The sequence below is a fragment of the Paralcaligenes ureilyticus genome (assembly GCF_004346225.1).
Taxonomy (GTDB): domain Bacteria; phylum Pseudomonadota; class Gammaproteobacteria; order Burkholderiales; family Burkholderiaceae_B; genus Paralcaligenes; species Paralcaligenes ureilyticus.
In genome coordinates, this window is record NZ_SMAJ01000015.1 from 59,260 (window position 1) to 83,782 (window position 24,523).

The window sequence follows — 24,523 nt, forward strand, 5'->3', positions numbered from 1 at the left end:
CTTATGTAAGCCCTAGACAGCGCGTCGGACCAGCATTTCCTTGATTTTCCCTATGGCATGCGAGGGGTTCAATCCCTTGGGGCAAACGTCCACGCAATTCATGATGGTATGGCAGCGGAACAGACGATACGGGTCTTCAAGATTATCCAGCCGGTCGCTGGTCGCTTCGTCGCGGCTGTCGACAATAAAGCGATAAGCTTGCAGCAAGCCAGCGGGACCCACGAACTTGTCGGGATTCCACCAGAAAGACGGGCATGCCGTCGAACAGCAGGCGCACAAAATACATTCGTACAGGCCATTGAGCTCTTCGCGCGCTTCAGGTGTTTGCAGACGCTCTTTTTCAGGAGGCGGCTGGTCGTTGATCAGATAAGGCTTGATCGAATGGTACTGGTTGAAAAAATCGGTCATGTCGACGACCAGGTCGCGCACCACCGGCAAGCCGGGCAAAGGCCGCAGCACAATGGGTTCTTTCAGGTCGAGCAGGTTGGTAATACAGGCCAGACCATTCTTGCCATTGATATTCATGGCGTCGGACCCGCACACGCCTTCACGGCACGACCGGCGCAATGTCAGGCTGTCGTCGACGTCGTTTTTAATGCGCAGTATGGCATCGAGCAACATTTTGTCGGTGGGCTGCAGCTCGACCTCGAGCTTTTGCATGTAGGGGCGCTCGTCCTTGTCGGGATCATAGCGATAAATTTCAAACTTAACGATACGTTTTTGAGTCATTTCAATATCCTGCTTAGAACGTCCGCGGTTTGGGCGGGAAGCTGCCTACCGTCAACGGCGTCATTTGCACCGGTTTGTACTCAAGTCGGCGGCCTTCGGAATACCATAAGGTGTGACGCAACCAGTTCACGTCATCGCGTTCGGGGTAGTTGCTTAGAGAATGAGCGCCACGGCTTTCGAAACGATTGGCCGCCGACTTGGTGGTGGCCAGCGCCACCTCTATCATGTTAGTCAGTTCAAGCGCTTCGACGCGGGCCGTATTGAACACCCGAGACTTATCGGCATACGAAATATTATTCACCTGCTGGGCGATGTTCTCGATTTGCGTGACGCCTTCGTTGAGCAAATCGAGCGAGCGGAATACGCCGCAGTGATGTTGCATGGAAACACGAATGGCATTGGCCACATCCGCCACTTTTTCGCCCGACTTGCGAGACTCGAGCTTGTTGACCCGATCGACGGAATAATCGATGGCCGATTCGGGAATGGGCTGGTGCGCGTGCTTGCGCTCGGGGTGCGAATTGACAATGTGATTGCCCGCCGCGCGGCCGAATACAACCAGGTCGAGCAAGGAATTGGTGCCCAGGCGATTGGCCCCGTGCACCGAAACCGCCGCGCATTCGCCAATGGCATACAAGCCATTGACGACTTTATTTTCACTATTCTGAGTGGTAACCACCTGACCGTACAGGTTGGCGGGAATACCCCCCATTTGATAGTGTATGGTCGGCACAACCGGGATCGGCTCCTTGATGGGGTCGACGTTGGCGAACTTGATGGCGATTTCGCGAATCGACGGCAGGCGCTTTTGGATAGTCTCGGCGCCCAGATGATCGAGCTTGAGCAGCACGTAACTGCCATCCGTACCACAGCCCCGCCCTTCCTTGATTTCCTGATCCATCGAACGCGATACGAAGTCGCGCGGCGCCAGGTCTTTAAGGGTAGGCGCATAACGCTCCATGAAGCGCTCGCCATCTTTATTCAGCAAGATTCCGCCTTCGCCGCGCACACCTTCGGTAATGAGTACGCCGGCGCCGGCCACCCCGGTGGGGTGAAACTGCCAGAATTCCAGATCCTGCAAGGGCAAGCCTGCGCGCGCCGCCATGCCCAGGCCGTCGCCGGTATTGATGTAGGCATTGGTCGAAGCCGCCCAGATGCGGCCGGCGCCGCCGGTAGCCAGCACCGTGGTTTTGGCTTCCAGCACGTAAATATCGCCGGTTTCCATTTCAAGCGCGGTCACGCCCAGCACGTCACCCGCTTCATTGCGCAGCAGATCGAGCGCCATCCACTCGACAAAGAATTGGGTACGGGCCGCCACATTGCGCTGATACAGCGTATGCAATAAAGCGTGTCCGGTACGGTCGGCCGCCGCACAGGCGCGCTGCACCGGCTTTTCACCGAAGTTGGCCGTGTGACCACCGAACGGACGCTGATAAATCGTGCCGTTGGGGTTGCGGTCGAAAGGCATGCCGAAGTGTTCCAGCTCGTACACGGCATTGGGTGCTTCGCGGCACATGAACTCGATGGCATCCTGGTCGCCGAGCCAGTCGGAACCCTTGATGGTGTCGTACATATGCCAATACCAGCTGTCTTCGCTCATGTTGGACAGCGACGCACTGATACCGCCCTGAGCAGCCACCGTATGCGAACGGGTGGGAAACACTTTGGACAATACCGCTACGGACAAGCCCGCCTGCGCCAGTTGCAAAGAGCAACGCATGCCGGCCCCGCCGGCGCCCACCACCACCACATCGAACTGACGGCGAGGTAGGGAATTTTTGACAGCAGCCACGGCTTATAGACTCCAGAGAATTTTTGCAAAAAAGATGACCGATCCTGCCAGCCACAGCACGGTGAGCACTTCCAGCAGCAAGCGCACGCCGGTAGGCTTGGCATAGTCCATCCAGATATCGCGCACACCTATCCAGGCATGCCAGGCAAGCGACAGAAAAGCCAGCGTTGCCAGCAACTGCCCAAGCGGTATGCCTATGAAATGAAAGGTGAACAGATGGCGCCAGCCATTGAAATCAAGGCTGGACGTGAAAACGGCTCCGATGAGGAGGATCAGGGTGTAAACAGCCATGATGATGGCCGTCATGCGCTGAATCAGGAAATCCCGTGAGCCGTAATGCGCGCCCACCACCAGGCGCCGGGTACCGATACGTTCTTGCGTCGCCATTACCACGCTCCAAACAATTTAAGGCCAAAGACCAACGTGAGCGCCAGGCTGACGCCGAACACGATGCCCGCGCTTTTTTGGGCGCTGACTTTATCGACACCGATGTGCAAATCGATGGTCAGATAACGAATACCGGCACAGAAATGATGCAGATAGCCCCAAATCAATACCAGCAGGACCAACTTGCACAGCGGGTGGGCCGTATAGGCCTGCATGGAAGCAAACGATTCGGGCGATGAGACGCTCAACGCAAAGAGCGGCAGTATCACCAAAGGCAGGCTTAAGAATAACAAGGCGCCGCTGACGCGATGAAAGATTGACGATTTACCGGCAGGGGGCAGTCGATAACTCAGGATTTGAGAAATACCGATATTACGAAACTGCGGACGCGGCTTTGAAGCTGAACCGGACATGATGGCCTCGAAGTTATAACAAGCTATTTTTGATAAAGCACTAGGGGTATTTTCGCCTATTTACGCTAGTCGCATCAAATCGGCGAAAAACTCGTTCTAATTCAAACTGTTTCTATAATGAAACCGTTCTGTAACATATAACCCACGGCGCAGTTCCATGGGGCGGTCTCCGTAGGTGTAAGACACCCGCTCAACTTGCAGCAGAGGGTCGGCGGCCTTTATTTTCAACAATTGCGCCTGTTCCGCTGTGGCGGCAACTGCCTTGATTTTTTCGTCGGCGCGCACCATGCTCACGCCAAATTCGGATTCGAACAAGCCGTACAGCGGCCCCCGGTAACGCGCCAGCGATTCGGCCGTCAGGCCGCGAAACACCGAGCCGGGCAGCCAGATATCGTCAAGAATGGTGGGCGTCAGGTCAAACGACAGCAAACGGCGCAAGTTGACGACCATATCGGCTGCGCGCACGTCCAGCAAACGGGCCACGTCGACGGGTGCCTTGACCCGCCGGCAGTCCAGAATCTGGCTGCCTGAAACTGGAGGTTTGCCGTCATCGGCGGCCAGCCGCAGAAAGCGGTAGCGCACCTTGGCCTCGCTGTGAGTGGCGACAAACGTGCCCTTGCCTTGCCGGCGCAACAGAAGGTTCTCGGCCGCGAGGTCGTCGATGGCCTTGCGCACCGTGCCCTGGCTGACTTGAAAGCGCGCCGCCAGCTCGAATTCGCTGGGTATAGCCTCGCCTGGCTTCCATTCGCCTCGATCCAGGCTTTGCACCAATAGCCCTTTGATCTGCTGATACAGCGGGCTAAAGGCCGCACTGCCGGCAGTACGATCGGCGTCGGAGGCGCGATCCAGGGAAGGGGTGTCAGACATAACGCAGGCGGGAAGAATCACGAAAAGTTTGCAACGTTTTCCATTGTCGCACGCCGGCGCTTTCGTGTCGAATACTCTTGTGTCTTATATAAGATATAAGATGGTTGACGTTAACGTCAATTTCGACTACTCTTTTTCGCATTGCAAAGGAATTAAACTGTCGGGTGATGTTCATTCACCTAACCTGTTATCTATCGGAGATTTTTCATGTCCAAACCCGCCATGCGTGTCGCCGTCACGGGCGCAGCCGGCCAAATTGGTTACGCCCTTCTATTCCGTATTGCCTCGGGCGAAATGCTCGGCAAAGATCAACCCGTCATCCTGCAATTGCTCGAAATTCCCGACGAAAAAGCGCAAAAAGCGCTCAAGGGCGTCATGATGGAACTTGACGACTGCGCTTTCCCCTTGCTGGCCGGCATGAGCGCGCACAGCGACGCTCGCCAGGCATTCAAAGATGTCGATGTGGCCCTGCTGGTAGGCGCGCGCCCTCGCGGCCCCGGCATGGAACGCAAGGACCTGTTGCACGTCAACGCGCAAATCTTTACGGCGCAGGGCAAGGCGCTCAATGACGTTGCCAGCCGCAACGTTAAAGTACTGGTGGTGGGCAACCCGGCCAACACCAATGCCTACATCGCCATGAAATCGGCGCCCGACCTGCCGGCGAAGAACTTCACCGCCATGCTGCGCCTGGATCATAACCGCGCGCTCTCGCAACTGGCGGCCAAATCGGGCAAGCCGGTCGCCGACATCGAACGCCTCGTCGTCTGGGGCAACCACTCTCCCACCATGTACCCCGATTTCCGTTTCGCGACGGTGGGGGGCAAAAGCCTGACCCAGCTCATCAACGACGACAAGTGGAACCGCGAGGTCTTCATTCCCACCGTAGGCAAACGCGGCGGCGCCATTATCGAAGCGCGCGGCCTGTCCTCGGCGGCATCGGCCGCCAATGCCGCCATCGACCACGTGCACGATTGGGTATTGGGCACTCACGGCAAGTGGGTCACCATGGGCATTCCCTCCAATGGTTCTTACGGCATACCCAAAGACATCATCTACGGCGTGCCGGTGACCACCGTCAACGGCGAGTACACGCGTGTGGACGATCTGGAGATCGACGCCTTTTCGCGCGAGCGCATGGATTTCACCCTGAAAGAATTGCTCGAAGAACGCGACGGCGTGCAAGACCTGCTTAAGTAAGCTGCCGGACAAAGGCCCACCCATGGGCCTTTGTTTTGATTCCTGAAGTACCCGTTTGCAAAAGCTCTACCCATCCGGAGATTCCCATGACCCGACCCGCCTCCCCGGGCGCCTTGTTCCGCCAGGCGCTGAAAGATGAACAACCGCTGCAAATCATGGGGGCGATCAACGCCAACCATGCTCTGCTGGCCAAGCGCGCAGGCTATCGCGCCATTTATCTTTCTGGCGGCGGCGTCGCGGCCGGATCACTGGGCCTGCCCGATCTGGGCATCAATACACTTGACGATGTCCTGACCGATATACGCCGCATCACCGATGTCTGCGATGTGCCGCTGGCCGTCGACATCGATACAGGCTTTGGCCCATCGGCGTTCAACATCGCCCGCACCATCAAAAGCCTGATCAAATTCGGCGCCGCGGCCTGCCATATCGAAGACCAGGTCGGCGCCAAGCGCTGCGGCCACCGGCCCGGCAAGGAAATCGTCTCTACATCGGAAATGGCCGATCGCGTCAAAGCGGCGGTCGATGCCCGCACCGATTCGGATTTTTTCATTATCGCGCGCACCGACGCCATCGCGGTCGATGGCGTTGACGCGGCGCTGGACCGCGCCCAGGCCTGCGTGGCGGCCGGCGCCGATGCCATATTCGCCGAGGCGTCGTACGATCTAGCCACCTACCAACGATTTTCCAGTGCACTGAATGTACCGATTCTGGCCAACATTACCGAGTTCGGCCAAACCCCCTTGTTCAGCGTGCCGGAGCTGGCCGGCGCCGGCGTGGCCATGGTGCTCTATCCCTTGTCGGCCTTTCGCGCCATGAACAAAGCGGCAGAAACGGTTTACCAGACAATACGCCGCGACGGCCACCAGAAAAACGTCATCAATTTAATGCAGACTCGCGACGAGCTTTACGACCGTATCGACTATCACACGTATGAGTCCAAGCTCGACGCGCTTTTCGCACAAGGCAAATCCAAATAATTTTCGGGAGCGCAGACATGGCAAGCACAGCACCAAAGACCAACCCGGGCTTCAAGCCCAAAAAATCCGTGGCGCTATCGGGTATTGTGGCGGGCAATACCGCCCTGTGCACGGTCGGGCGCAGCGGCAACGACCTGCACTATCGAGGCTACAACATCCTGGACATTGCGGAAACCTGCGAATTCGAAGAAATCGCCCATCTGCTGATCCACGGCAAACTGCCTACCAAGGCGGAACTGGCCGCCTACAAGAAGAAACTGCATGGCCTGCGCGGCTTGCCCGCCGCTTTGCAAACTGCACTCGAGTCGCTTCCCGCGGCCAGCCACCCCATGGATGTGATGCGCACGGCCGTGTCGGTGCTGGGCTGCGTGTTGCCCGAAAAAGACGACCATAACCTGCCCGACGCACGCGACATTGCCGATCGTCTGATGGCCAATCTGGGCTCGGCCCTGCTTTATTGGTACCACTACAGTCACAACGGCCGCATCATCGACGTTCAGACCGACGACGACAGCATAGGCGGCCATTTCCTGCACCTGCTGCATGGCACCGTGCCCAGCGACGACTGGGTGCGCGCCATGCACACCTCGCTGATTCTGTACGCAGAGCACGAATTCAACGCGTCGACCTTTACCAGCCGGGTGATTGCCGGCACGGGCTCAGACATGTACTCGGCCATAGCCGGCGGGATCGGCGCGTTGCGCGGCCCCAAGCATGGCGGCGCGAACGAAGTCGCCTTCGAAATACAGAAACGCTACGATACGCCCGCCCAGGCCGACGCCGACATTCGCCGCCGGGTCGAAAACAAAGAAGTCATCATAGGCTTCGGCCATCCCGTGTACACCGTGTCCGACCCGCGCAATCAGGTCATCAAGGAAGTCGCTCGCAAGCTGTCGAAAAAATCGCAGAACATGAATATGTTCAATATCGCGGCGCGTCTGGAAACCACCATGTGGGACATCAAGAAAATGTTCCCCAATCTGGATTGGTTCTCGGCCGTGTCCTATCACATGATGGGCGTGCCCACCGCCATGTTCACGCCGCTGTTCGTGATCGCACGCACGGCCGGCTGGTCGGCCCATATCATCGAACAACGCATCGACAACAAGATCATCCGCCCCACCGCCAACTATGTCGGCCCGGAAGATCAAAAATTCGTTCCACTCGATAAACGCAAATAAATTCAGCTACCCGGGAAAACTTTATGTCCTCGCCTATTTCCAACATTCGACCCACACCGGATCAGGTGCTGGTCGATATCGTCGATTACGTTCTCAATTACCAGATCAAAAGCGAACTGGCGTACGAAACGGCCCGCAACTGCCTGATCGATACGTTGGGCTGCGGCCTGGAGGCGCTGGAATATCCCGCCTGCAAAAAACTGATGGGGCCGATCGTTCCGGGCACCGTTGTGCCCAACGGCGCCAAAGTGCCGGGCACCCAATTCCAGCTCGATCCCGTACAGGCGGCCTTCAACATCGGCGCCATGATCCGCTGGCTCGACTTCAACGACACCTGGCTGGCGGCCGAATGGGGTCATCCGTCGGATAATCTGGGGGGCATTCTGGCCACGGCCGACTGGCTGTCGCGCAATGCCGTGGCCATGGGCAAAGCACCCCTGCTCATGCGCGATGTCCTTACGGGATTGATCAAGGCGCACGAAATCCAGGGCTGCATCGCACTGGAAAACTCCTTTAACAAGGTCGGGCTCGATCACGTCGTACTGGTTAAAGTAGCGTCTACGGCAGTGGTCTCGCAAATGCTCGGCCTGACCCGCGACGAAACCATCAACGCCGTATCGCTGGCCTGGGTCGATGGCCAAAGCCTGCGCACCTATCGTCACGCCCCCAACACCGGCAGCCGTAAAAGCTGGGCGGCGGGCGACGCCACCAGCCGCGCGGTTCGTCTGGCGCTGATCGCCAAAACCGGCGAAATGGGCTACCCATCGGTTTTGTCGGCCAAAACCTGGGGATTCTACGATGTCCTGTTCAAAGGCCAGCCCTTCAAGTTCCAGCGTCCCTACGGCAGTTACGTCATGGAAAACGTGCTCTTCAAAATTTCCTTCCCGGCCGAATTCCATTCGCAGACCGCCGTCGAATGCGCCATGGACCTTCATCGGGAGCTGAAGAAGGCCGGCAAAAGCGATGCGGACATCAAACACATCACCATCCGCACCCACGAAGCCTGCATCCGCATCATCGACAAAAAAGGGCCCCTCAACAATCCGGCCGACCGCGACCACTGCATCCAGTACATGGTGGCCATCCCCGTGATCTTTGGCCGCCTGACGGCCGGCGACTACGAAGACTCGGTCGCGTCCGACCCGCGTATCGATGCCCTGCGCAGCAAAATCGAATGCGTCGAAGATCCGGCCTTTACCCAGGATTATCACAATCCTGAAAAACGTTCGATTGCCAACGCCCTGACCGTCGAATTCAACGATGGCAGCAAGCTGGCCGAGATCGTCTGCGAATATCCGATCGGCCACAAGCGCCGCCGCAAAGACGGCATACCCCTGTTGGAAGAGAAGTTCCGCACCAACCTGGCGCGCCAGTTCCCGGCCAAACAGCAAGAACGCATCCTGACTGTTTCGCTGAACCAGAAGGCGCTTGAAGCCATGCCCGTGCACGAATACGTGGATATGTATGTGATTTGATGGCGCCCGTAGGGGCGCCACGGCAGATAGGCCAGGCCGGTGCGGATTGCTGGACGGGTGGCACCCACAAGGGGTGCCGCTACAAAAACGTGCTGGCCGCTAGTGTAGCGGCAGCCCTTGCGGCTGCCATTTTGAATCATCCCGACGGCAGCCCTTGCGACTGCCAATTCGGGCTCAAAGGACGCACAATATGGCTCGCGCCATCACTCATAACGCAGAACAGCATCAGTTCGAATGGGTCGAAGACGGGACCTTGTGCGTCCTTGTCTACACCTTGGAGGCCGATGTGATGACGATTTCCTATACCGGGGTTCCCGAAGTGGTTGGCGCCCGCGGCATTGCCGCGGAGCTTACCCAATTCGCACTAGGCACCGCTCGGGCCAAAGGCTGGAAGGTGCGCCCCGTGTGCAGTTACGCCGCAGCTTATGTGCGGCGCCATTCCGAATATCAGGAATTGGTTGTGTAGCGGCAGCCCTTGTGAGTGCCAAAAATGTCCGCAACGTTTGCGATCCACCACCCGCGCTATCGAGCCGCTTGCTTGTTCGCGCGCGCATCCGTCCTGGCTTGTCCATCGTTACGCGCCAAGCCCGGATTTCCCATCAGTTCCTGAGTCGAAGCCATCTCGCTTTTCAATGTCGTCAGAAACTCCTGGGGAGAAGTGCCGCTGGGATTAAATCCTTGAACCGCAAATTGTGCTTTGACTTTTTTCAGGCCTATAACCTGATGAACCTTGGCTTGCAATAATTTTGTTATGGAAGCCGGCAACCCCGCTGGCCCGATCAAGCCTATCCAGGGCACATAATGGTAGCCGGCAACCCCCGATTCATTCAAAGTGGGTACATTGGGCAAAGACGGCAGGCGTTCCAGCGTGCTCACCGCCAACGCTCGAATAGTCCCCGCCTTGATCTGCGCCTCGGCGGTAGAAATGGCCAGAAATGCAGTCTGCACCTGTCCCGACATCAGATCCGTCGTCAAGGCATTGCCGCCGCGATACGGAATATGCATCAGTTTGATATGTGCCTTTTTTTCCAACATCAAGCCGGCAATGTCCAGCGCGCTGCCCGGGCCGGATGAGCCAAAATTGATGGCACCCGGCTTGGCCTTGGCGGCTGCGAGCAAATCGCGCAGGGTACGAAACGGAGAGCTTTTTGGTACTGTCAGTACGACTGGCACCGTGCCAATAATAGTGACGGGCGTAATATCCTTGATCGTGTCGTAGGGCAGGCTGACATGAGCGCTAGGATTGATCGCATGATTGGAAGACACCAGGCCCAGCGTATAACCATCCGCCTTCGACGCCACAATGTCGCGGGTTCCCGGAATTCCCGCCGCGCCCGCCTTGTTCTCAACCACGATAGATTGTTTCAGAGCCGCGCCCAGATCGGGGCCGATGGCCCTGGCGACCAGATCCAAACCGGATCCTGGCGCACTCGTTACGATCAGGCGAATGGGATGATCGGGGTAAGAGCCAGCCGCCATGCCCGGCACAACGATCACGGCGCAACCCAGGGTCAAAAGGCATGTCGCCAACAATCGAAAATTTGATTTCATTTTTTCTCTCAATGATGAGTCCAGCCATTAAAACCACCTGCCTGCATAAGCCTGGCTGCAAGCGTTTCTCGACAACTGCGTTCGATTCTAGGTGCCGGCTGCCGAATTCCGTAGAGTTAATTCGTGATGCCCCATATCTCCAATGACGATGCCGATCCACGCCCGCGCTAAACTACATTTCCTTAACGCCCCATATCCTCGATCAGTGCAAATACCATGGCTCGCCGCATAGATCCTTATAGCCTCCGCCTTTTCGTCACGACTGCAGCCGAAGGATCCATCGCGCGTGCGGCAGCCAAAGAAAACATTGCACCCTCTGCCCTAAGCCGCCGCATCGCCGATCTGGAGCACGCGTTCGACGTCAAACTGCTGGTGCGATCTCCCAAGGGAATAGAACTGACCCATGCCGGTGTCGTCGTATGCGAACGGGGCCGGCAATTTGACAAAGACCTGCAAACCCTGGCGCGTGATGTGCTTGAACTCGATGGTCAGGTCGGCGGCGTGGTCCGGTTATTTGCCAACATGTCGTCAATGATCGGCTTTTTGCCCGAACGTCTGAAGGCCTTCAGCGCCTTGCACCCTTCTGTGCGGATAGCGCTCTCGGAGCGCGATACAAGCGACGTCGTGCGCGCCTGCCTGGACGATGAAACAGACGTCGGAGTGTGCGTCAAAACCGATTCGTCTGCCGGACTGGAATGTTGGCCATTTGCTCTTGACCCGCTTATTGTCGTTCTGCCCAACAGGCATCCTTTAAGCCGGGAAGACAGGCTCGGCTTTGCAACCGCAATGGACTACCCGCTGATCCGGGTCCATCCGGGAGGAGCGCTGGACAATCTCCTCGGCGCCAATGCTGCCAAAATCGGCAAGCAATTCAAGCCTGCGGTCGTTGTCAGCAGCTTCGATATTGCCTGCCGCATGATCGAAGTCGGCCTGGGAATCGCAGTTATGCCGCAAAGCGCCGCCACAGCCTACGCCGGCTCGCGCAAGTTTGTACGGCGGCCGCTGGCCGAAACCTGGGCGGCCCGTGAACTATGCATTTACGCCCTGAGGAAATCACCCCGCCATCGCGCCGTTCAAGAACTGATTGAAGCGCTCAGAGGCTAGTCGTCGCTATTTGCGATGGCCCCTTCCCTATCTAAACACTTGTTCGTCCCGCCAGTACACGACACAATCCAATCATGACCCTGCCTGACCAAAACCTGGCGCCATTCGGACGCATCCTGTTCCTGTCCTCGAACCCTGCCAACATCAGGGCTCAACTCGACGGGCGCAATCTGAGCCTGTCCGGCGCCTGCCCACTGCGCGACGACATCTCCACCGACGAGATCACGCCCATGCCTGTTCTGGCAAACTACGACGAAAGGCTCGGCCGCTACCCCTACACCGGCGTACAAGCCAACGGCGAAACACTTATCGCACCCGATGCCGTCATCAATGGACGATTCACCGTGACCGTCGGCGGCAAACGCTATGGCAAGGGATCGTCGCGCGAACACAGTCCCGTCGCCGAAAAACGGGCCGGCATTCGGCTGGTCATTGCCAAGGGTTTCGAACGACTTTACCGGCAAAACGCCGATAATATAGGCCTCTTCACGTCCACCGATTTCGGCCTGATTGAACGCATCCAGCGTGGCGAAGCCATTTCGCTGCGGGAGCTGACCAAAGACCGCGATACGCTGGCGGCGACTATCCTGGCCAGCGGGGGGTTGCTGGGCTTTGGCCGCGAACACATGGCGAGCATCGCCAGCGCCGGCCAAACCACCAGTCGGCAACCGCAAACCCTATTCGAAAAAATCATTGCCCGCCACTTGTTGGAAGCCGACTGCGCAGGGCGGCGCAACGCACCCGGCGACGGGGCCTTCGTACGAGCCGACTGGCGCTTCATACACGAGTATTACACCGGCATGTGCGCACACATGCTGCATTCAACTTTCGGCAAGCCTATCACTCTGTATGACAAGGAATCCATTGTTGCATTCGAAGACCATACCTCCTATGTAGAAACCAGCTTTGCACATCTGTCGCGCGGGCTGGTGCCCAATATCCTGCGCATGTGCCAGGCGCATCGCGATTTTGTCGCCGACTACGGTCTGCGCTCACACCGCACCTTGACCGAAGCCGAAGCGGCCAGCGACAACGGTGGCAATGCGGCCGGCATATCACACGCCATGATGAGCGAACACTATGCCCTGCCCGGCCAGGTTGTAGTCGGCACGGATTCTCACACTCCGCATAGCGGGGCGCTGGGCTGCGCGGCATTCGGTGTCGGCACCACCGACATGGCCAATGCCTTTGTCACCGGCGCAGTCCGCATGACCCTGCCCGAATCGCTGCTGGTCAGGCTCGACGGCAGGCTTCCCCCTGGCGTCACGGCCAAAGATATTGTTCTGGAGCTACTGGCCCGGCCCGAAATTCGCGACGGCCTGGGCATCGGCAAGGTTTTTGAATTCACCGGACCGTCAGTGGATACTCTCTCGACCGACGAGCGGGCTACCTTGACCAACATGACGGCGGAGCTTGGCGGCCTGACGGGCATCGTGGCTCCCGACCAGGAAACCGTCCGCTTTCTGCGGGAACGCCGCGGCGTCGAATTCGCCCTTGAAGAATGGATGCACAGCGACCCCGATGCTCACTATGCCGCCACCCTGCACATCGACTGCGCGCAGCTCTCGCCCATGGTGGCCCGCCCTGGCGACCCGGGCCACGGCGTTTCAATCAAGGATTTGCAGGAACGCGTAATAATCGGCATCGCTTACGGAGGATCCTGCACCGCAGGCAAGCGTGCAGACTTCGATCATTACCATGCCGTGCTGGCCTGGGGGCTGGAGCACGGCCTGCGCGTACCCTCCTCGGTCACGCTTTACCTGCAATACGGCACGACCGCCGTCAGGGACTACTGCGTGGCGCGCGGCTACGATCGCGTATTCAACGCCGTAGGGGCACACATGCTGGAGCCCTCTTGCGGGGCTTGCGCCAACTGCGGCCCCGGTTCATCGACCCAAGCGGACCAAGTCACCGTCAGCGCCATCAACCGCAATTTCCCCGGCCGATCCGGCCCCGGAAAAGTCTGGCTGGCCAGCCCGCCTACCGTCGCGGCCAGCGCCCTGGCGGGAGAATTGATTTCGTTTGAAGAGTTGCAGAGACGAACAGCCGTCATATTTTCGCCACACTCTATTTCTTAAGTCTTATATAAGATATAAGACATTTGCCTGATTGCGTGCTTCCTCTTACAATTCGGGGGTCAGCTTTCCCACCCCTTAATCGAAGGGCACGCACCATGCTAAATACGTACCGTCAACATGTGGCCGAGCGCGCAGCGCTTGGCACTGTCCCCCTGCCGCTATCGGCACAACAAACCGCAGACCTGATCGAATTGCTTAAAAACCCGCCCGCTGGCGAGGCCGATTTTTTGCTTGATCTGATTACACACCGAGTTCCTGCGGGCGTAGACGATGCGGCCAAGGTCAAGGCGTCTTATCTGGCCGCGGTGGCGCTGGGAAAAGAAACCTGCCCCCTGATCGACCGCAAACACGCAACCAAGCTGCTGGGCACGATGCTGGGGGGCTACAACATAAGCCCTCTCATTGGGCTGCTGGATAACGCCGACCTGGCCCCTGTCGCGGCCGACGCACTGAAAAACAGCTTGCTGGTATTCGACGCTTTCCACGACGTGCAGGAAAAGGCCGAAAAAGGCAATCAGTACGCCAAGGCGATTCTGCAAAGCTGGGCCGATGCCGAATGGTTCACCAGCCGCCCCGAAGTTCCGCAAAGCCTGACACTGACCGTGTTCAAGGTCAACGGCGAAACCAATACCGACGACTTGTCTCCCGCACCCGATGCATGGAGCCGCCCCGACATCCCTCTGCATGCGCTGGCCATGCTGAAGAACCCGCGTCCCGGCATCGAGCCTGATGAACCGGGTAAAGTCGGCCCCATGAAATTCATTGAACGCCTGAAGGAAAAAGGCCACCTGGTGGCCTATGTCGGCGACGTGGTCGGCACCGGTTCCTCGCGCAAGTCTGCAACGAACTCGGTCCTTTGGCTGACGGGCGAAGACATCCCCTTTGTACCCAACAAGCGCTTTGGCGGCGTCTGTCTGGGTAGCAAGATTGCCCCGATTTTCTATAACACCATGGAAGACTCCGGCGCCTTGCCCATCGAGCTGGACGTATCCAAGATGGAAATGGGCGACGTGATCGAGCTGCGCCCCTACGAGGGTCGTGCGCTTAAAGACGGCAAAGTCATTGCACAGTTCGAACTCAAGTCCGACGTGCTGCTCGACGAAGTGCGCGCCGGCGGCCGCATTCCACTGATCATCGGTCGAGGCCTGACGGCCAAGGCACGGGCCGCGCTGGGCCTGCCCGCCACCACCCTGTTTCGCCTGCCGCACAATCCGGCCGACTCGGGCAAGGGCTACACCCTGGCGCAAAAAATCGTGGGTCGGGCCTGCGGCCTGCCCGAAGGCACTGGCATCCGTCCCGGAACCTATTGCGAGCCCAAGATGACCTCGGTCGGCAGCCAGGACACGACCGGCCCCATGACACGCGACGAGCTCAAAGACTTGGCCTGCCTGGGCTTCTCGGCCGACCTGGTGATGCAATCGTTCTGCCACACGGCGGCCTATCCCAAACCTGTCGACGTCAAAACCCATCACGAACTGCCCGCGTTCATGAGCACTCGCGGCGGCGTATCGCTGCGCCCGGGCGACGGCATCATCCACTCCTGGTTGAACCGCATGTTGCTGCCCGACACCGTGGGCACCGGCGGCGACTCGCATACGCGCTTCCCCATCGGCATCAGCTTTCCGGCCGGCTCGGGCCTGGTGGCCTTTGCCGCGGCCACCGGCGTGATGCCTCTGGACATGCCTGAATCCGTTCTGGTGCGCTTCAAAGGCAAGCTGCAGCCGGGCGTCACATTGCGCGATCTGGTCAACGCCATTCCGCTTTATGCCATCAAGCAGGGCCTGCTTACGGTTGAAACCAAGGGCAAGAAGAATATTTTCTCGGGCCGCATCCTGGAAATCGAAGGCCTGCCCAATCTGAAGATCGAACAGGCTTTCGAGCTGTCGGACGCATCAGCCGAGCGCTCGGCCGCCGGTTGCACCGTGCGCCTGGGCAAAGAGCCCATCATCGAATACATCAACAGCAACATCACCTTGCTGAAATGGATGATTGCCAACGGCTACGAAGACGAGCGCACGCTGGGCCGCCGCATCAAGGCCATGCAGGCGTGGCTGGCCAACCCGCAACTGATCGAGCCCGACGCCGACGCGCAATACGCGGCCGTGATAAATATCGACCTGGCCGAAGTGCATGAGCCCATTCTGGCCTGCCCCAACGATCCCGATGACGTCAAAACGTTGTCCGATGTCGCCGGCACGCATATCGATGAAGTATTCATAGGCAGCTGCATGACCAATATCGGGCACTTCCGCGCAGCCTCCAAGCTGCTTGAAGGCAAACGCGATATCCCCGTCAAGCTGTGGGTTGCCCCGCCCACCAAAATGGACCAGAAACAGCTCACCGAAGAAGGTCACTACGGCGTTCTGGGGAGTGCCGGCGCACGCATGGAAATGCCGGGATGCTCGCTGTGCATGGGCAACCAGGCGCAGGTGCGCGAAGGCGCCACCGTCATGTCGACCAGCACGCGCAATTTCCCCAACCGTCTGGGCAAGAACGCCAATGTGTTCCTGGGTTCGGCCGAACTGGCTGCGATTTGTTCACGACTGGGCAGAATCCCCACCAAGGCCGAGTACATGGCCGATATGGGCGTCCTGAACCAGGATAGCGATCAAATCTACCGTTACATGAACTTCGATCAGATCGAAGACTTCAAGGAAATCGCCGACGCGGTTAGTGTCTAGGGATCGCTAAACACGACAATGGCACCCACAAGGGGTGCCGCTACAAATAACATGCCCGTGAATCATGTAGTGGCACCCCTCGTGGGTGCCATTTTTTAATCATATCAGGCAATTATCACTCCCAGGACTACCCAGCCAAAACGCCTCTCCAGTTGGAAAAAACCGGCTCTGCAAAATTTTGGCAATCAGGCCTAAAATGGTGTGATCGCCGGCAGCGATCCTGTGGTCTCAATTGATATGCTACTGTCTCTTCAGAATCCCGCCGCCCCACTCAGGTTCATGCTAACGTCATCCTTCCACGGAGCTCACTATGTTGCACAATACCTTTAATAGCTTGCAAAAATTCAAGGTGGGGCGCAAGACGGCCCAGTTCTATTCACTGGCGGCGTTGGGCAAAAATCTGGGGGTGGACGTCCACCGTTTGCCGGTGTCGATCCGTATTGTGCTCGAATCGGTGCTGCGCAACTGCGATGGCAAAAAGGTCACCGAACAGCACGTCAAACAACTGGCCAACTGGAAACCCAACGCCAAACGCGACGAGGAAATCCCGTTTGTCGTGGCGCGGGTCATATTGCAGGACTTTACCGGCGTACCGTTGCTGGCCGATATCGCCGCCATGCGCTCGGTGGCCGCCCGAATGGGCAAAGATCCCAAGCGCATCGAGCCCATGGTGCCGGTCGACCTGGTCGTCGACCATTCGGTCATGGTCGATTATTTCGGCACCAAAAGCGCCCTGGGCCTGAACATGAAACGCGAGTTCGAGCGCAACCAGGAACGCTACCAATTCCTGAAATGGGGCATGCAGGCCTTCGATACCTTTGGCGTAGTACCCCCGGGCTTCGGGATCGTGCACCAGGTCAACCTGGAATACCTGGCGCGCGGCGTGCATTACAACGCCAAAGACAACGTGTACTACCCCGACACACTGGTGGGCACCGATAGCCATACCACCATGATCAACGGCATAGGCGTGGTGGGTTGGGGCGTGGGAGGCATCGAGGCCGAAGCCGGGATGCTCGGCCAGCCCGTGTACATACTGACTCCCGATGTGGTGGGGGTGGAACTCAAAGGTGAATTGCGCGGGGGCGTAACCGCCACCGATCTGGTGCTCACTATTACCGAAATGCTTCGCGCGGCCAAGGTCGTAGGCAGCTTCGTCGAATTCTGCGGCTCCGGAACCTCCAGCCTGTCCGTGACCGACCGGGCGACTATCGGCAATATGTCTCCCGAGTATGGCGCCACCATGGGCTTTTTCCCGGTGGACGATCGCACCATCGAGTACTTCAAGGGAACGGGCCGAACCAAAGACGAGGTCGACGCCCTGAAAGCCTATTTCACGGCTCAGGGCCTGTACGGCGTGCCCGACGCCAAAGACATTGCCTATACCCGGGTCCTGACTCTGGATTTATCCACCGTCACACCCTCGCTGGCGGGACCCAAGCGCCCCCAGGACCGAATCGAAGTTGGCAAGGTCAAAAGCACGTTCACCGATCTGTACTCTAAAAAAGCGGCTGAAAACGGCTTTAGCCAGCCGCCTGAAAAGCTCAACCAGGTCTTTACGACCAGCGCCGGCACCAAAATCAAGAATGGCGACATCGTCATCGCGGCCATCACGTCATGCACCAACACGTCCAACCCCAGCGTCATGCTGGCGGCCGGCTTGCTGGCCAAGAAGGCCGTCGAAGCCGGGCTTAAAATCCCCAGTTATGTCAAGACGTCGTTGGCTCCCGGATCGCGGGTCGTCACCGAATACCTCACCAAAACGGGCCTGTTGCCCTACCTGGAAAAGCTCGGGTTCGACGTAGCGGCCTACGGCTGCACAACCTGTATTGGCAACTCGGGCGATCTGACGCCCGACATGAACGAAGCCATTATTCAAAATAACCTGGTCTGTTCCGCCGTACTCTCGGGCAACCGCAATTTCGAAGCGCGCATCCACCCCAACGTCAAAGCCAACTTCCTTTCATCGCCGCCGCTGGTCGTGGCTTATGCGCTGGCGGGTACCATGCTGCGCGATCTCATGACCGAGCCCGTGGGTAAAGGCAAGCACGGCGATGTGTGGCTGGGCGATATCTGGCCCACCAACGCCGAAGTGCAGGCCCTGCTTGGCCAGGCCATGAATCCTGCCGCCTTCCAGGCCAACTACAGCCAGATCAAAACCAATCCCGGCAAGCTCTGGAAAGAGATCAACGGCGTCGACGGCAATGTATACAACTGGCCTGAGTCCACCTACATTGCCGAACCTCCCTTCTTCGAGGGCTTCGGCATGAAACCCACGCCCATGCCGGCCGTGAACGGCGCGCGCGTACTGGCGATCTTCGGCGATTCAGTCACCACCGACCATATTTCACCCGCCGGATCCATCAAGGAAAGCTCGCCAGCCGGCGTGTGGCTCAAACAAAACGGTGTGGCCAAGCAAGACTTCAACAGCTATGGGTCGCGGCGCGGCAACCACGAGGTCATGATGCGCGGCACCTTCGCCAACGTCCGCATTAAAAACCTGATGATTCCAGTCAATGCCGATGGCAGCCGATTCGAAGGTGGTGAAACGCTGTATCAACCCACTGCCGAACGTCTGTCCATTTACGATGCCGCCATGAAATACGTGGCCGCGGGCGTATCCACTGTCATTTTCGGCGGCGAAGAATACGGCACCGGGTCATCGCGCGACTGGGCGGCCAAGGGCACGCAGCTGCTGGGCGTCAAGGCCGTCATCGCACGCAGCTTCGAACGCATACATCGAAGCAATCTGGTGGGCATGGGCGTGTTGCCGCTGCAATTCAAGGGCCAGGACAACACCGATTCTCTGGGCATTACCGGCCGCGAAACATTCGACATCTCGGGCATCGAACAAGGCATCAAACCGCAGCAGGACGTCACCCTTACCATTCATCGCCCCGACGGATCGCGCCAGGACGTCAAGGTGCTGCTACGTATCGATACCTCTACCGAGGTCGATTACTACCAGCACGGCGGCATCCTGCCTTACGTATTGCGCGACCTGCTGGCCGCCTGACCTCGCACATGCCACGTACCCCCGCCACCCCCCATGCCCCGCGCCAGTCTCGCGACGTTCAGCTCCTTGTTGCGCTGGCGGGGTCGCTGGCTTCGTCCGGATGCCGCCTGGAAGATGTCTACTGGGAAAACCTGCTGGCTGCGCATATCAACAAACTGCTGCAGGGCCGCAAGAACAAGGCCATCGAAACGGCGCTTGAACATCTGGTCGAGCAAAATCTGAATGCCTACGAAATTCTCGTCGAGCAATCCGAAACGCTGTCAGAGTCCACTCAACTGACCGTCGACGGTGTCGAATACGACGTGCTTCTATTCTCGGCCCCGATCGTGGCCTGGACACGTTATCAGTTGCCCGAGGGCCGTTTGGGCAAAGCTGTGCAGCAGGCCATCGACAAACAGTTGCGCACCCATATCGTGGCCGGCGACGCACGGTTGGCGCTGGTCCCGCAACTGGTCTGTTTTGATCAAATGCCGCAATCCTTCCAGGAAACCTGGGCATGGACCCGGCACCTGGGCATGGCTGCCATCAACGCGGGACCAGACTCGCCTCTGATCAAGGCCGCGGCCGACTCGCAAGGCATGCTGGCCGATGCACGCTTCATTGTCGGCGCCATCGTGGTGCCCAAGGGTGGAGCGCTATTTCGTTGGCAATCGCCCGAGGCGGGCCATGCGGCAACGCGCGAGCAATGCTTTGCCAACTGGTCCCATGACAATGCCCAAACCCTGGCTACGTTATTTACAGGGTGCAATTTCGAGCATCTTGCGCCCGACGCCTATTACATCAGCAATCGTGAAGCGGATCGCCATCTGCGCCCCCTGGCGCTGAAGGCGTCGGTCACTTGGCTGCAAACGGTAGCCGCCATACCGGCCGGCGACCTGCGCGCCGCCGTTGTCGGCTGCGGCGACGGCCTGGTCGAAGAATACCGGATCGGCTTTAGCACCCGGCACAACAATGACGTGATCTACGGGTGCATCTGGCCTATTCTGAGCAAGGACGAAGCAGCCGCCGAAAGTACCGATGGTGCGCAAGCCGAGATCCCCGACGATATCGCCGCGCTCATCAAGGAGCTGGGCATAAATGACACGCGACGCCTGCCGGGCCTTTACCCGGCCGAGTTCTGCGACGACTGCGGCGCGCCCTACTTCCCCAGTCCGCTAGGCGAGATGATGCACCCTGAGCTTCCCGAAGAAATCGATACGAATCCGGTTCATTTTCATTAATGTAGCGCCGCCCCTTTGTAGCGCCACCCCTTGTGGGTGGCGATTTCCAACCTCGACCACCACGCCCCCATAAACTCCAACCTTCCTGCCCCCCCGCTCAGCTTCGACATCTTTTGCCGGGTCGTCGACAATTTTGGCGATATCGGCGTCTGCTGGCGCCTCGCGCGGCAATTGGCGGATATGCCCAGCGGCCACCGCGTGCGCCTGTGGGTCGACGACCTGCACAGCTTCGCCAAAATCGAAACGCACGTCGACCCGACGCAAGATCGGCAAATCGTTCGGCGCATCGACCTGGTGCACTGGACTGTCGAGCCGCCCGACCTGCAACCCCACGAAATCGTAATCGAAGCCTTCGCCTGTGACCCGCCCAAGGGCTTTATCCAGCGCATGACCGCAGAACGTAGCGTCTGGATCAACCTTGAATATCTCAGCGCCGAACCCTGGGTCGAAGGCTGCCATGCCCTTGCCTCCATACATGCCAGCGGCTTGCGCAAAAGCTTTTTTTTCCCCGGATTTACGATACGAACCGGCGGCCTATTGCGCGAACCGAAACTGATCAAAACCCGCGACCACTGGCTGTCCGAGCCGGGCAATGCAAACACCCTGCGGCAAGCCCTGCACCTGCCTGGCGACCTGTCCCAGAGCCTGCAACAGGGCTGTCGACAGGTATTTCTGTTCTGCTACCCCAGCGCGCCTGCATTGGGTCTGCTGCAAGGCCTCGCACGCAATTCCATGCCCTCGGTCGTACTCGTGCCGGCCGGTGTCTACCCACGGCTTGTCATGCACCAAACACCCCATGTACGCGTCCACGAAATCCCCTTCGTGGACCAGACCGCCTTCGACCACCTGTTATGGAGCAGCGACCTGAATTGCGTGCGAGGTGAAGATTCGCTCATCCGCGCAATGTGGGCGGGTAAGCCGTTCTTGTGGCAAATCTATCGGCAAAACGAAGACGCTCATCTGACCAAATTGCAGGCATGGCTTGCACAAACCTCATTTTCACCTGCCGTCCATGCCCTGATGCAGGCATGGAACACAGGCACAGACGCCGAATTCGGCGAACGGATCAGCCAGATAATGAGCCCGCCCGCATGGCGCCAATGGCAGCACGACACGCATTCATGGACAGAAAAAATGGCCCGGCAACCCGATATGGCGAGCTCTTTGCTGGAGCTTTGCGTGAAAATGCTCCAAACAGGTTAAAATGCTGAGTTTTGTAGAAAATTGTGCTCCGAACCGGCAGTTTCACCATCTGGCGGAGCAAATCACCCCGGAGCTTTTTTAAACATGAAAACCGCACAAGAACTGCGCGTTGGCAACGTTGTCATGGTGGGCAGCGACGCCCAGATCATCCTGAAGGCCGAATACAACAAATCGGGCCGTAACTCTGCCGTTGTAAAACTGAAATTCAAAAACCTCCTCACCGGGTCGGGCAGCGAACTGGTGTACAAGGCCGATGAGAAGTTCGATATCGTTGTTCTGGACCGCAAAGAATGCACCTATTCGTACTTTGCCGATCCCATGTATGTCTTTATGGACGAAGAATACAATCAGCACGAAATCGAAGTCGAAAGCATGGGCGACGCCCTGAACTACCTTGAAGAAGGCATGAAAGTCGAAGTCGTGTTCTACGGCGAACGGGCTCTTTCGGTTGATCTGCCCACCATCGTTGTGCGCGAAATCATCTATACCGAACCCGCCGTGCGCGGCGACACCTCGGGCAAAGTGCTCAAGCCCGCCAAAATCAACACCGGCATGGATCTTAACGTACCGCTGTTTTGCGCAATTGGCGACAAAATCGAAATCGACACGCGCACCGGAGAATACCGCAGCCGCGTCATGTAAAAGCTTGTTTACTGCAGGCGATCATCATCCAGATAATCAGGAATAGGCATTACGACAATGCCGTCCTGAGCCAGCGATTCGCGCTCCTGCGCCGTGGCAGTGCCGCGGATGGCGCGCTCTTCAATGACACCCTCGTGCATGCGGCGGGCTTCTTCGGAAAACTGCTCACCGACGTTTTCAGTGCTGCGCACAATCTGACGCAGATGGCGCAGAATCTCGCCCTGCAGTTGCATCAATTGCGAGCTGGCCGGTGCCGCAACCGCTGTTTTATCAGTCTTTTCAGGGGCTTGCGGCTCGCGTGCATGGCCCACATTAATGCGAGGCGCCGACAATTTCTTGCCGACCTTGCTGCTGCCGCACACCGGACACGCCAACAGGCCACGAGCCTGCTGCGATTCGTAGCCATCGGCCGAGCCGAACCAGCCTTCAAAAATATGGCCGGATTCACACTGAAGATCGAAAACTTTTAATGTCATGGGAACACTATGGGGGCGTTTGGCCTTAAAACAAGATTGTATCCTCTGATTCCATTCTAAACCGACCGTACACTTTTATTGACGACGCCCCAAAGGGTGCCGCTGCGAAAACGTTGCGGTGGATCATGTCAAAAACGTAGCAGCGAATCATGTAGCGGCAGCCCTTGTGGCTGCCATCGGTGTTCCGTTCTATCAATACCACGACGGTTAGCAACGATTTTGGCAGCCACAAGGGCTGCCGCTACATGAGACGGTCATACAAACATCAACCACACGAGCGGCGTGGGCAGTTGGCAAAGCCAGGATCGGACGAGGCGAGCACCACCCTGCCTGGGCCGTCACCCCCGTGCCCAAAGAACGAAAAAGCCAATCACTCGCTCCCATTCCAAACACCAGCATCTGTTTTAGCCTTTGCCCATAATTTCATCTAATGAAATCATGATGCGACAGATGGAATATGTCGCTATTATGCGCACAATCGCTTCCTTCATTAGCGCTTACAAAAACCGGACCCTCAAATCAGGAGAAGACATGAAACTGCTGGCTAAATTAGTGTACGGCCTGACTATTGCCTTGATTTCATCCACAGCGGCAACCGCGGCAACCACCCGAAACTATCCCGATCACGCCATCAAACTGATCGTTCCGTTTCCCCCCGGAGGTGGTACGGATTTGATTGCCCGCGACCTGGCCAAGACGCTCGCACAGCAGAGCGGGTGGACTATCATCGTGGAAAATCGTGCGGGCGCCGGCGGCGATATTGGCATCGCCGCCGCGGCTAAAGCAAGCCCGGATGGCTACACATGGGTGCTTGGGCAAACCAGCAACCTGGCCATCAACCCCACATTGCACTCGAACCTTCCCTACGACCCATTCAAGAGCTTCATCCCGATCAGCCTGGTGGCGGATTCTGCCCTAGTCATGGTGGCTCCCGGCAATGCCAAGTACAGCACCGTGCCGGAATTCGTCAAAGCAGTGAACGAAGGAGCGCCCGACAGCATGAATTTCGGGCTGCCGGGCATAGGCACGGTTGCGCAGCTGACCACTGTCCTGTTCGAACACACCGCCCAGATCAAGATCACCAACGTTCCCTATAAAGGCGCATCGGACGGATTGCCAGCGCTGATGGGTAATCAGATCCAGGCCTATATGTCTTCAATTCCCACCCTGCTGGGCTCGATAAAAGCCGGTCAGATCAAGGCCCTGGGCGTAACGTCGAAAAGCCGCGCCAGCGTGCTGCCCGATGTACCCACAATTGATGAGTCAGGCTACAAGGGTTTCAACGCCACGACCTGGTTCGGCATTCTCGTTCCCGCCAATACACCCAAAGACATCACTGTCACCTTGAATGCCGCCATCAACAAAGCGGTCAAGAATCCCGACTTCATCAAGCGCATGAGCATGCAAGGCGCGACCACCCTGGGCGGAACCTCGGAAGACTTTACAAACAGGCTGCGTACCGATTACGACATGTGGGCCGACGTCATCAAGAAAGCACATATCACCCTTGCACATTAATTCAAATACCCCG

Annotated in this window: 20 protein-coding genes; 13 read left to right on the forward strand and 7 right to left on the reverse strand. The window is 58.1% G+C overall.

The window, feature by feature from the left end; all coding sequences use genetic code 11:
- Positions 1-12: 12 nt before the first annotated feature.
- The 5 genes from EDC26_RS16075 to EDC26_RS16095 all read right to left on the reverse strand — a co-directional run bounded on the left by EDC26_RS16075 (position 13) and on the right by EDC26_RS16095 (position 4,188).
- Positions 13-729 (reverse strand): succinate dehydrogenase iron-sulfur subunit, encoded by a 717-nt coding sequence (locus EDC26_RS16075; RefSeq protein WP_132584489.1) that lies wholly within the window; start codon positions 727-729, stop codon positions 13-15.
- A 13-nt stretch (positions 730-742) separates the two neighbouring features.
- Complete coding sequence (gene sdhA, locus EDC26_RS16080; protein WP_132584491.1) at positions 743-2,521, reverse strand: succinate dehydrogenase flavoprotein subunit; 1,779 nt, start codon at positions 2,519-2,521, stop codon at positions 743-745.
- Between the two features lie 3 nt (positions 2,522-2,524).
- A complete protein-coding gene (sdhD, locus tag EDC26_RS16085) occupies positions 2,525-2,908 on the reverse strand; it encodes a succinate dehydrogenase, hydrophobic membrane anchor protein (RefSeq protein WP_132584493.1) in 384 nt (127 codons plus the stop codon).
- Positions 2,908-3,321 carry a succinate dehydrogenase, cytochrome b556 subunit gene (gene sdhC / locus EDC26_RS16090; protein WP_132584495.1) on the reverse strand — a complete coding sequence of 138 codons (414 nt, stop codon included), beginning with the start codon at positions 3,319-3,321 and terminating at the stop codon, positions 2,908-2,910. The genes sdhD and sdhC overlap by 1 nt, the downstream gene beginning before the upstream one ends.
- Positions 3,322-3,417: 96 nt before the next feature.
- On the reverse strand, positions 3,418-4,188 hold the full coding sequence (locus EDC26_RS16095; protein ID WP_132584497.1) for a GntR family transcriptional regulator: 771 nt from the start codon (positions 4,186-4,188) through the stop codon (positions 3,418-3,420).
- Positions 4,189-4,395: 207 nt separating this feature from the next.
- Between EDC26_RS16095 and EDC26_RS16100 the strand changes: the two genes are divergently transcribed.
- The 5 genes from EDC26_RS16100 to EDC26_RS16120 all read left to right on the forward strand — a co-directional run bounded on the left by EDC26_RS16100 (position 4,396) and on the right by EDC26_RS16120 (position 9,487).
- A complete protein-coding gene (locus tag EDC26_RS16100; protein ID WP_132584499.1) occupies positions 4,396-5,385 on the forward strand; it encodes a malate dehydrogenase in 990 nt (329 codons plus the stop codon).
- Between the two features lie 86 nt (positions 5,386-5,471).
- Positions 5,472-6,365 (forward strand): methylisocitrate lyase, encoded by an 894-nt coding sequence (gene prpB, locus EDC26_RS16105; RefSeq protein ID WP_132584501.1) that lies wholly within the window; start codon positions 5,472-5,474, stop codon positions 6,363-6,365.
- Positions 6,366-6,382: 17 nt separating this feature from the next.
- Positions 6,383-7,546, forward strand: coding sequence for a bifunctional 2-methylcitrate synthase/citrate synthase (prpC, locus tag EDC26_RS16110; protein ID WP_132584503.1), 1,164 nt, complete (start codon positions 6,383-6,385; stop codon positions 7,544-7,546).
- Between the two features lie 23 nt (positions 7,547-7,569).
- A complete protein-coding gene (locus tag EDC26_RS16115) occupies positions 7,570-9,021 on the forward strand; it encodes a bifunctional 2-methylcitrate dehydratase/aconitate hydratase (protein WP_132584505.1) in 1,452 nt (483 codons plus the stop codon).
- 190 nt (positions 9,022-9,211) lie between these two features.
- Complete coding sequence (locus EDC26_RS16120; protein ID WP_132584507.1) at positions 9,212-9,487, forward strand: GNAT family N-acetyltransferase; 276 nt, start codon at positions 9,212-9,214, stop codon at positions 9,485-9,487.
- Positions 9,488-9,543: 56 nt separating this feature from the next.
- On the opposite strand, the gene EDC26_RS16125 is transcribed toward EDC26_RS16120, so the two are convergent.
- Positions 9,544-10,572, reverse strand: a complete 1,029-nt coding sequence (locus EDC26_RS16125; RefSeq protein WP_132584509.1) for a Bug family tripartite tricarboxylate transporter substrate binding protein — start codon at positions 10,570-10,572, stop codon at positions 9,544-9,546.
- A gap of 216 nt (positions 10,573-10,788) precedes the next feature.
- Between EDC26_RS16125 and EDC26_RS16130 the strand changes: the two genes are divergently transcribed.
- The 7 genes from EDC26_RS16130 (at position 10,789) to efp (ending at position 22,516) form a co-directional block, all read left to right on the forward strand.
- Positions 10,789-11,676: a LysR family transcriptional regulator gene (locus EDC26_RS16130; protein ID WP_132584511.1), complete on the forward strand. Its 888-nt coding sequence runs from the start codon at positions 10,789-10,791 to the stop codon at positions 11,674-11,676.
- Between the two features lie 74 nt (positions 11,677-11,750).
- On the forward strand, positions 11,751-13,754 hold the full coding sequence (locus EDC26_RS16135) for an aconitase family protein (protein WP_132584513.1): 2,004 nt from the start codon (positions 11,751-11,753) through the stop codon (positions 13,752-13,754).
- A gap of 95 nt (positions 13,755-13,849) precedes the next feature.
- Positions 13,850-16,435 carry a bifunctional aconitate hydratase 2/2-methylisocitrate dehydratase gene (gene acnB, locus EDC26_RS16140; protein ID WP_132584515.1) on the forward strand — a complete coding sequence of 862 codons (2,586 nt, stop codon included), beginning with the start codon at positions 13,850-13,852 and terminating at the stop codon, positions 16,433-16,435.
- A gap of 310 nt (positions 16,436-16,745) precedes the next feature.
- Positions 16,746-19,451 (forward strand): aconitate hydratase AcnA, encoded by a 2,706-nt coding sequence (acnA, locus tag EDC26_RS16145; protein WP_132584517.1) that lies wholly within the window; start codon positions 16,746-16,748, stop codon positions 19,449-19,451.
- Between the two features lie 8 nt (positions 19,452-19,459).
- Positions 19,460-20,671: a DUF2863 family protein gene (locus EDC26_RS16150; RefSeq protein ID WP_132584519.1), complete on the forward strand. Its 1,212-nt coding sequence runs from the start codon at positions 19,460-19,462 to the stop codon at positions 20,669-20,671.
- Positions 20,672-20,707: 36 nt separating this feature from the next.
- Positions 20,708-21,874: an elongation factor P maturation arginine rhamnosyltransferase EarP gene (earP, locus tag EDC26_RS16155; RefSeq protein ID WP_243700945.1), complete on the forward strand. Its 1,167-nt coding sequence runs from the start codon at positions 20,708-20,710 to the stop codon at positions 21,872-21,874.
- Positions 21,875-21,958: 84 nt separating this feature from the next.
- Entirely contained in the window at positions 21,959-22,516 is a 558-nt protein-coding gene (efp, locus tag EDC26_RS16160) for an elongation factor P (RefSeq protein WP_132584521.1), read from the forward strand.
- Between the two features lie 8 nt (positions 22,517-22,524).
- Here the strand turns inward: efp and EDC26_RS16165 are convergent, their stop codons facing one another.
- A complete protein-coding gene (locus EDC26_RS16165) occupies positions 22,525-22,992 on the reverse strand; it encodes a DUF1178 family protein (RefSeq protein WP_132584523.1) in 468 nt (155 codons plus the stop codon).
- 531 nt (positions 22,993-23,523) lie between these two features.
- Between EDC26_RS16165 and EDC26_RS16170 the strand changes: the two genes are divergently transcribed.
- Positions 23,524-24,510, forward strand: a complete 987-nt coding sequence (locus EDC26_RS16170) for a Bug family tripartite tricarboxylate transporter substrate binding protein (protein WP_132584525.1) — start codon at positions 23,524-23,526, stop codon at positions 24,508-24,510.
- Positions 24,511-24,523 lie beyond the last annotated feature (13 nt).

Bases quoted from the DNA above. Each gene is read 5' to 3' on its own strand.
- EDC26_RS16075 (WP_132584489.1), bottom strand. From the start codon at position 729: ATGACTCAAAAACGTATCGTTAAGTTTGAAATTTATCGCTATGATCCC.
- sdhD (WP_132584493.1), bottom strand. From the start codon at position 2,908: ATGGCGACGCAAGAACGTATCGGTACCCGGCGCCTGGTGGTGGGCGCG.
- sdhC (WP_132584495.1), bottom strand. From the start codon at position 3,321: ATGTCCGGTTCAGCTTCAAAGCCGCGTCCGCAGTTTCGTAATATCGGT.
- EDC26_RS16095 (WP_132584497.1), bottom strand. From the start codon at position 4,188: ATGTCTGACACCCCTTCCCTGGATCGCGCCTCCGACGCCGATCGTACT.
- EDC26_RS16100 (WP_132584499.1), top strand. From the start codon at position 4,396: ATGTCCAAACCCGCCATGCGTGTCGCCGTCACGGGCGCAGCCGGCCAA.
- prpB (WP_132584501.1), top strand. From the start codon at position 5,472: ATGACCCGACCCGCCTCCCCGGGCGCCTTGTTCCGCCAGGCGCTGAAA.
- prpC (WP_132584503.1), top strand. From the start codon at position 6,383: ATGGCAAGCACAGCACCAAAGACCAACCCGGGCTTCAAGCCCAAAAAA.
- EDC26_RS16115 (WP_132584505.1), top strand. From the start codon at position 7,570: ATGTCCTCGCCTATTTCCAACATTCGACCCACACCGGATCAGGTGCTG.
- EDC26_RS16120 (WP_132584507.1), top strand. From the start codon at position 9,212: ATGGCTCGCGCCATCACTCATAACGCAGAACAGCATCAGTTCGAATGG.
- EDC26_RS16125 (WP_132584509.1), bottom strand. From the start codon at position 10,572: ATGAAATCAAATTTTCGATTGTTGGCGACATGCCTTTTGACCCTGGGT.
- EDC26_RS16130 (WP_132584511.1), top strand. From the start codon at position 10,789: ATGGCTCGCCGCATAGATCCTTATAGCCTCCGCCTTTTCGTCACGACT.
- EDC26_RS16135 (WP_132584513.1), top strand. From the start codon at position 11,751: ATGACCCTGCCTGACCAAAACCTGGCGCCATTCGGACGCATCCTGTTC.
- acnB (WP_132584515.1), top strand. From the start codon at position 13,850: ATGCTAAATACGTACCGTCAACATGTGGCCGAGCGCGCAGCGCTTGGC.
- acnA (WP_132584517.1), top strand. From the start codon at position 16,746: ATGTTGCACAATACCTTTAATAGCTTGCAAAAATTCAAGGTGGGGCGC.
- EDC26_RS16150 (WP_132584519.1), top strand. From the start codon at position 19,460: ATGCCACGTACCCCCGCCACCCCCCATGCCCCGCGCCAGTCTCGCGAC.
- efp (WP_132584521.1), top strand. From the start codon at position 21,959: ATGAAAACCGCACAAGAACTGCGCGTTGGCAACGTTGTCATGGTGGGC.
- EDC26_RS16165 (WP_132584523.1), bottom strand. From the start codon at position 22,992: ATGACATTAAAAGTTTTCGATCTTCAGTGTGAATCCGGCCATATTTTT.
- EDC26_RS16170 (WP_132584525.1), top strand. From the start codon at position 23,524: ATGAAACTGCTGGCTAAATTAGTGTACGGCCTGACTATTGCCTTGATT.